Here is a 7114-nt window from a genome sequence, read left to right as displayed (position 1 = left end):
TGCTCACCACGCTGTTCTGGTCGTCCCGGCCGGTGTCGTGGGTCAACACCGCCGCGCCGTTCGCCCTGGCGTACTTCCTGGCCACCGGGGGGTTCGACCTCGTCGGCGTGATCGGCACGATCTTCTTCCTGGTGCCGTACAACCTCGCGATGTACGGGATCAACGACGTCTTCGACTACGAGTCCGACCTGCGCAACCCCCGCAAGGGCGGGGTCGAGGGGTCGGTGCTCGAGCGGTCCCGTCACACGGCCACCCTCGTGGCCTCGGCGGTGACCACCGTGCCGTTCCTCGTGTACCTGGTGCTGACGGGGACGGTGGAGTCGTCCCTGTGGCTCGCCGCGAGCGCGTTCGCGGTGATCGCCTACAGCGCCAAGGGGCTGCGGTTCAAGGAGATCCCGTTCCTGGACTCGCTCACCTCCGCGTTCCACTTCGTCTCCCCGGCGATCGTCGGCTGGACCATCGCCGGTGCGGAACTGACCGGGGGGGTGTGGGTGTGCCTGATCGCGTTCATGCTGTGGGGTGCGGCCTCGCAGGCCTTCGGGGCCGTGCAGGACGTCCGCTTCGACCGCGAGGCGGACCTGAAGTCCGTCGCCACCGTGCTCGGGGCCCGGGCCGCGGTGTGGTTCGCGCTGGCCTGCTACGCCGCGGCGGTGGTCGTCCTGTTGGCGGCGGCGCCGTGGCCGGCCTCCGGGGCAGCCTTCGCGATCCTGCCGTACCTCGCCACCGTGGCGGCCTATGTCGGGGTCACCGACGCCGATGCCGAGCGCACCAACGAGGGCTGGAAGCGCTTCCTGGTGCTCAACATGCTGGCGGGCTTCTGCGTGTCGCAGATCGTTCTGTGGTCGGTGCTCGTCTGGTCCTGACGCCGCTCGCCGCCCCCGCGGTCACGCGACCTCCGGGGCGCGCACGTCGAGGACGCGCCTGAGGCCTCAGCGCTGGACGCGGGCCATCCAGCGTTGCGAGGGCGGGCTGATGCGCCAGTTGCGGGCGATCGTCCGGAACGCGCGGGAGAACCGCCGGCGCATCGCGGCGGGATCGTCGAACGGGCGCGCCGAGATGCCCACGGTGAGCGACCGGTCCACCCGGAGGCGGTCGGCGGCACCGAACTGGAACGACAGGTCGATGTCGTCGTGCAGCTCCGGGTCCGATCGGTTCACCCCGTCCCGCACGCGATCCCAGGCCTCGCGCCGCATCGCCAGGTTCGACCCGAACAGCACCGGGTGCGCCATCGCGGCGCCCACGGAGACGAAGTACGCGTCCATGTAGAGCAGCCGGGCGGCGCGGGCCCGCCAGCCGCTGAGCCCGATGAACTCGCCCGGGCCGGAGATCGCCACGAGCTCGGGGTCCTCGGTGAACGCCTTGTCGATCCGCTGCACCCAGTCCGGGCCCGGGCGGGAGTCCGCGTCCAGGCGGGCGATCACGTCTCCCGAGGCCGAGTCGTAACCGGTGGCCGTGGCCGAGGGGATGCCCCGCACGGCCTTGGTGACCACCCTGGCCCCGGCGTCGCGGGCCACCTCGGCACTGTCGTCGGCACAACCGTTGTCCACCACCACGATCTCGTCCGGTGTCCTGGTCTGGCGACGCAGGGCCGCGAGGCACCCGGCGAGCTCGTGGGCGTCGTCGAGGACGGGGACGACCACGGAGATGCGCATGCCCCTCATCCTGCCAGCGGGGCGCCGACCCCATCCAACCGGGCGATTTGTGCCCCGTTCGAGCCTGTGTGTAATCTGCTAGAGGCTTTCACCCCGAGCCGCGAAGTGATTCGCGAACCGGAGTGGCCGGCCCCCTTAGCTCAGTCGGTAGAGCGTTTCCATGGTAAGGAAAAGGTCGACGGTTCGATTCCGTCAGGGGGCTCGCACTGTGCGGGGCGGTTCGATCGCCCGACTGGCAGGGCATGCCGGTGTAGCTCAGCTGGTTAGAGCGCACGACTCATAATCGTGAGGTCGGGGGATCGAGTCCCCCCACCGGTACCGATCAGGATCACGAAGGCCGCCCACGTGTCGTGGGCGGCCTTCGTCGTGTCCCGCGGTTCCCTCACCGAGCGGCGGGCTCCACCCGTTCGGCGGCCTCCACGCGCCGACGACGACGGTGCCGGGTGTGCTGGATGATGCTCGCCGCGACGGCCGCCGCCAGCAACGCGTACAGCGTGAGGGTGATGGTCGAGGAGAACAGGATCGACACATCGCCCTCGGACTGCGCGAGCGACCGACGCAGTTCGAGCTCCGCCAGCGGTCCGAGGATCGCTGCGATCAGCACCGGGGCCAGCGGGATCGAGTACCGGCGCATGAGGAATCCCACGATGCCGATCGCGATCACCATCCAGAGATCGAGCGTCGACGAGGAGATCGCGTAGGTGCCGAGCATCGCGATGACCGTCACCCCGGCGTACAGGTAGTGGCGGGGGATCAGCAGCAGCTTCGCCCACACGGCCGCGAACGGCAGGTTGATGATCAACAGGATGATCAGGCCGACGAACAGGCTGGCCAGCAGCGGCCAGACCAGTGCGGCGCTCGTCTCGAACAGCAGGGGACCGGGCTGCATCCCGTACTGCTGGAACGCGGCCAGCATCATGGCGGCGGTCGCCGAGGTCGGCAGGCCCAGGACGAGCAGCGCCCCCATCGCGCTGCCGGCGGTGGCATTGCCCGCGGCCTCGGGTGCGGCGACGCCCTGGAGCGCGCCGCGGGTGCCGAAGTCGGGGTCGTGGCGCCGCGCGGCCAGTGCCTTCTCGGTGCCGTAGGCGAGGAACGTCGGGACCTCGGAGCCGCCGACCGGGATCGTGCCGAAGGGCAGACCGAACGCCGTGCCGCGGAGGAAGGCGGGGACGATTCTGCGCATCTCCTTCCGGGTCGGGAACGGTGAGCCCTCGGTGGTCACCGGACCGCCGATGTGCGCCTCGCGGTGGATCCGCGACGCCTGGTGCAGCACCTCGCCGAGGGCCAGCAGGCCCACGGTGATCACGATGATCGAGATGCCCTCGAACAGGGACGGGTTGTCCAGCGTGAATCGCTGGGTGCCGGTCATCGAGTCGGTTCCGACCAGGGCGAGAGCGAGACCCAGCCCGAGCGCGGCGAGTCCCCTCACGACGGACTCGGCGACCACCGCCGAGATGGCGACGAAGGCGAACACCGCCAGAGCGAAGTACTCCGGTGACGAGAACGCCCGGGCGAGGACGATCAGATAGGGGGAGAACATCACCACGCAGGCGCACGCGATCATGCCGCCCGTGAACGCACCGATCGCCGAGATCCCCAGGGCCTTGGCCGCCCGGCCGCTCTTGGCCATCCGGTGCCCTTCGAACGTCGTGGCTATGGCGGACGAGTTGCCCGGTGTATTGAGCAGGATCCCGGAGGTCGAGTCGCCGAACAGTCCGCCGAAGTAGATGCTGGCGAACATGATGAAGGCGCCGGTCGGGTCGAGGGTGAAGGTGACCGGCAGGAGCAGGGCGACCGCCATCGCGGAGCCGAGTCCCGGTAGGACACCGACCGCGGTGCCGAGGAGGGCACCGATCAGCAGGAGGGTGAGGTTCATCGGGGTGAGCACCCCGGCGAGGCCCTCGCCCAGCAGGCTCAGTTGCTCCACGGCACGACTCCTTCGAGGATTCCGGCGGGCAGTCCCAGGCCGAGCCCGGCCGAGAACGCGATCTGGATGACGGAGGCGAAGATCACCGAGACGGCGATGTCGAAGACCGGCCGTCTGCTCCCCAGCGCGCGGCTCACGATCCAGAACAGCGCGCTGGCGGTGACCAGCCAGCCGACGGGCTGGAGCAGGAACGCGAACCCGATGAGGGCGGCGATCACGATTCCGGTGGTGCGGTAGTCGACGGGCACGTACTCCGGGTCGGCGGCGGGTACCGGCGACGTCGTGGTGGGGGAGTCGACGGGGTCGTCGATCGCGGCCAGGTCCTCGAGCATGTCGGTGGACAGTTGACCCATGGTCGAGGTGGCCGCGGTGTGCCGAGGGGTGCGGATGACGTTGATCGCCAGCAGTCCGCCGGTCAGGATCAGGAATCCGGCCACGAGGGCGGGGACGAACCGCGGCCCGGGTGCTCCCACGCCCTCGGGGACATCCATGGTGATGATCTGCACGATCATGAACACTGCGAGCGCGAGTACGCCGGCGGCGAACCCGAGCTCGGTCCGGTCGCGCCACCACCGCCTCCGGTCGCCGGACCGGGCCGGCGGGACCGCCGTGCTCGTCTGGTCGGATAAGAGTGTCATTGCCCCAGCTCCCTGATGATGTCTTCGGTCGTGGCGATCTCCGCGTCGAGGAACCGTGCGAACTCGTCACCTGCCATGAACTCGTCGGTCCAGTTGTTGCGCCCGAGGGTGTCGCGCCACTCGTCGGTCTCGCGCATCTCCGCGATGATCGCGATGAGCTCGTCCCGGACCTCGTCCGGGATGTCCGGTGGGGCGACCAGTCCGCGCCAGTTCGACATGGACACGTCCACTCCCTGTTCGATGAAGGTCGGGGTCGACAGCTCCTCGACCGGGGTCGCCGACGAGACCCCGAGCGCACGGAGCTCGCCCGCCTCGATCTGGGCGTCGAAGTCGTTGGCGCCGGAGATGGCGCCCACCGCGGAGCCGCTGATCATCGATCTCACGACCTCCCCACCACCGGAATAGGCGATGTAGTTGACGAGGGCCGGGTCGATGCCGGCGGCGTCGGCGAGCATGCCGGTGAGCAGATGGTCGATGCTCCCGAGCGACCCGCCCGCGATCGCCATGCCCGGATGCTCACGCCATGCCGCGAGGAACTCGTCGAGGGTCTGGTACGGGGAGTCCGCCGGGACCACCAGCACGTTGTAGTCGTCGGCGAGGCGGGCGATCGGCGTCGTGTCCTCGAGCGTGGCGTCGGAATCCTGCAGGATCACCCCGCCCACCATGACGCCGCCGGTGACCAGCAGTGAGTCGGTGCGTCCGGCGAGCTGGACGAACTGGGTCAGTCCGATGGTCCCGGCCGCGCCCGGGACGTTGCGGACCCGCACCGCGTTGACGATCCCGTTGGTCATGAGTGCCTGCTGAGCTTCCCTGCCGAACGTGTCCCACCCGCCCCCGGGGGCGGCCGGTGGGATGATGCTCAGTTGGGTCCGCGGGTTGTCGCCGCCTCCGGATCGGCTGGCGTCGGTCGCCGCGGCCGTGGTGAGCCCGACGGCGAGTACCACGGTCAGGATGCGGGCGAAGGGGTGTCGCATCAACGGTCCTTCCAGGTGGTCGATGGCATGAGCGCCACCGAGGGATGAGCTGAGCATGGATCGGCGACGTGTGATGTGGGGCACAACTAGTCTTTGTGCTCATTGATGCTCACGCCGTCGGGCCGGACGGTGGCGGTGCGGGCGAGGGGAGGAGCGGGGTGGCGCGGTACTCGGAGTGGTTGCTCAGCCGGCGGTTCCGGCTCCTCGTGGTGCTGCTGATCCAGTGCGCTGTCGTGGTGACCTGCGTGGGCCTGACGGCCTTCGCCGCGGCCCGGGCCCAGGAGCGGCAGGTGCGCGAGGCCACGACCGAGCGGGTCCTCGCGGTCGCGCGTAGCCTCGCGGATCTCGACCAGGTGCGGGTGGCCATCGGGCGGGGTGACGCCGAGCAGGAGCTGCAACCGTTGACCGAGCTGATCCAGCAGGCGTCCGGCGTCGACTACGTCGTGATCAGTGACGCGCGGGGGATCCGGATAACCCACCCGGTGGCAGGGGAGCGTGGCCGACCGGTCTCGACCGACCCGTCGGACGTCCTGGCGGGAGCCACCTTCGTCGGCACCGAGGAGGGGACGCTCGGTCCGACCCTGCGTGCCAAGGTGCCCGTGTACCGCGACGGTGACGTGGTCGGCGCGGCATCGGTCGGGGTGCTCGAATCGGAGATCGCCGCCGACCTGCGGTCGAGTCTCACGGCGATGGCACCGTGGGTGTTGCTGGCGGTGCTGGTCGGGCTGACCGGGGCGGCCGGGGTCTCGGCGGCGATCGGCGCCCGGGTCCGCAGGCTGGAGGCGGAGAACGCCGAACTGGGGGAGCAGCGACGGTTGTCCCGGGCTCTGCGCGAGCAGACCCACGAGTTCCGGACCCGCATCCATGCGGTGTACGGGCTGGTCGAGAGCGGCGAGGCCGACGCGGCACTGGACTACCTGGCGGAGCTGGCCCCCATCACCGGTGCGGACACCCGCGACGGGGGCGTCGAGGATCCGCGCCTGCGCGCGGTGTTGGGGGAGATGGCGGCGGAGTACCGGACACAGGGGGGACTGCTGGAGATCGACCCCCTGACCTCGACGAGCGCAGGTGAGCTCGGGGGCGACGACCTCTCGCTCATCGCCAATCTGGTGATCAACGCCGTCGAGGCGGCGGGGCCCGGGGGCCACGTCCAGGTTCTGGTGCTGGCGGACGAGTTCGGCACCGAGGTGGCGGTGGGTGACGACGGGCCGGGCCTGGACCCGGAGGCGCTTCCGACGATGATCGAGCACGGTTACTCCACCAAGGAGCCGGGTGGCCGGAACGCGACGCGCGGCGTGGGCCTGGCGGTGGTCTGGCAGATCGTGCTGGACCGGGATGGTGAGATCGAGGTGGGCAGGTCGCCGGCCGGTGGGGCGCTGGTCACCGTACGGCTGCGGGGGGGACGATGACGGACGAGGGACAGGGCGGCCGCGTCATCCGGACGCTCATCGTCGACGACGATCCCGTCGCGCGGCGCCTGCACAGTCGGTACGTGGAGGGCGTCGCGGGCTTCGGCGTGACCGCCGCGGTCGCCGACGGGCAGGGGGCGGTGGGGTGGGTGGCCGGTGGCGGGATCGACCTGGTGCTACTCGACATCGGCCTGCCGGGGTTCAGCGGGATCGAGGTGCTGCACCGGATCAGGACGATCTCCCGCCGCCCGATCAGTGTGATCGTGGTGAGTTCGTTGCGGGACCGCATCACCGTTCGGCAGGCGCTGTCCGGACAGGTCGCCGGGTATCTGGTCAAGCCCTTCACCAGGGCCGCGATGGTCGAGCGACTGGAGCGGTTCCGGTCCGAGTTCGCCGCCGGGCCGCCGGCCGAGCTCGACTCGTTCGGGCAGGGGGAGATCGACGCCCTGCTGCGGAGGGGGGCGGGCGTGGGGCCCACGGCCCCGGCGACGGAGGGGCCGACCCGGGCACCGGA

The 7114-nt window shown here is 70.4% G+C and carries 7 protein-coding genes and 2 tRNA genes; 5 read left to right on the top strand and 4 right to left on the bottom strand.

Features of this window, described 5'->3' with window-relative positions; translation table 11 throughout:
• The first annotated feature begins 32 nt into the window (after positions 1-32).
• A complete protein-coding gene (locus G6028_RS00830; protein ID WP_338404114.1) occupies positions 33-863 on the top strand; it encodes a prenyltransferase in 831 nt (276 codons plus the stop codon).
• A gap of 66 nt (positions 864-929) precedes the next feature.
• Here the strand turns inward: G6028_RS00830 and G6028_RS00825 are convergent, their stop codons facing one another.
• Entirely contained in the window at positions 930-1652 is a 723-nt protein-coding gene (locus tag G6028_RS00825; RefSeq protein ID WP_182657722.1) for a glycosyltransferase family 2 protein, read from the bottom strand.
• A gap of 129 nt (positions 1653-1781) precedes the next feature.
• On the opposite strand from G6028_RS00825, the gene G6028_RS00820 reads away from it, so the two are divergent.
• Together G6028_RS00820 and G6028_RS00815 are read left to right on the top strand one after the other, a co-directional pair.
• Positions 1782-1854, top strand: a tRNA-Thr gene (locus tag G6028_RS00820).
• Between the two features lie 42 nt (positions 1855-1896).
• Positions 1897-1970 (top strand) — tRNA-Met (locus tag G6028_RS00815).
• 64 nt (positions 1971-2034) lie between these two features.
• Here the strand turns inward: G6028_RS00815 and G6028_RS00810 are convergent.
• Genes G6028_RS00810 through G6028_RS00800 form a run of 3 tightly spaced genes read right to left on the bottom strand, consistent with a single transcriptional unit; the run spans position 2035 to position 5191 of the window.
• A complete protein-coding gene (locus G6028_RS00810) occupies positions 2035-3579 on the bottom strand; it encodes a tripartite tricarboxylate transporter permease (protein WP_179523177.1) in 1545 nt (514 codons plus the stop codon).
• Complete coding sequence (locus G6028_RS00805; RefSeq protein WP_182638649.1) at positions 3567-4217, bottom strand: tripartite tricarboxylate transporter TctB family protein; 651 nt, start codon at positions 4215-4217, stop codon at positions 3567-3569. Before G6028_RS00805 ends, G6028_RS00810 begins: the two co-directional genes overlap by 13 nt.
• Positions 4214-5191: a Bug family tripartite tricarboxylate transporter substrate binding protein gene (locus tag G6028_RS00800; protein ID WP_182657720.1), complete on the bottom strand. Its 978-nt coding sequence runs from the start codon at positions 5189-5191 to the stop codon at positions 4214-4216. Before G6028_RS00800 ends, G6028_RS00805 begins: the two co-directional genes overlap by 4 nt.
• Positions 5192-5286: 95 nt before the next feature.
• Here G6028_RS00800 and G6028_RS00795 point away from each other — a divergent pair, with 95 nt between their 5' ends.
• Positions 5287-6600 carry an ATP-binding protein gene (locus tag G6028_RS00795; protein ID WP_182638651.1) on the top strand — a complete coding sequence of 438 codons (1314 nt, stop codon included), beginning with the start codon at positions 5287-5289 and terminating at the stop codon, positions 6598-6600.
• A partial coding sequence (locus tag G6028_RS00790) for a response regulator (protein ID WP_182638652.1) occupies positions 6597-7114 on the top strand: 518 nt, incomplete at its 3' end. The genes G6028_RS00795 and G6028_RS00790, both read left to right, overlap by 4 nt.

It is taken from the genome of Dietzia cercidiphylli, assembly GCF_014145145.1.
GTDB lineage: Bacteria > Actinomycetota > Actinomycetes > Mycobacteriales > Mycobacteriaceae > Dietzia > Dietzia natronolimnaea.
This window is presented reverse-complemented; position numbering and strand designations above follow the sequence as displayed.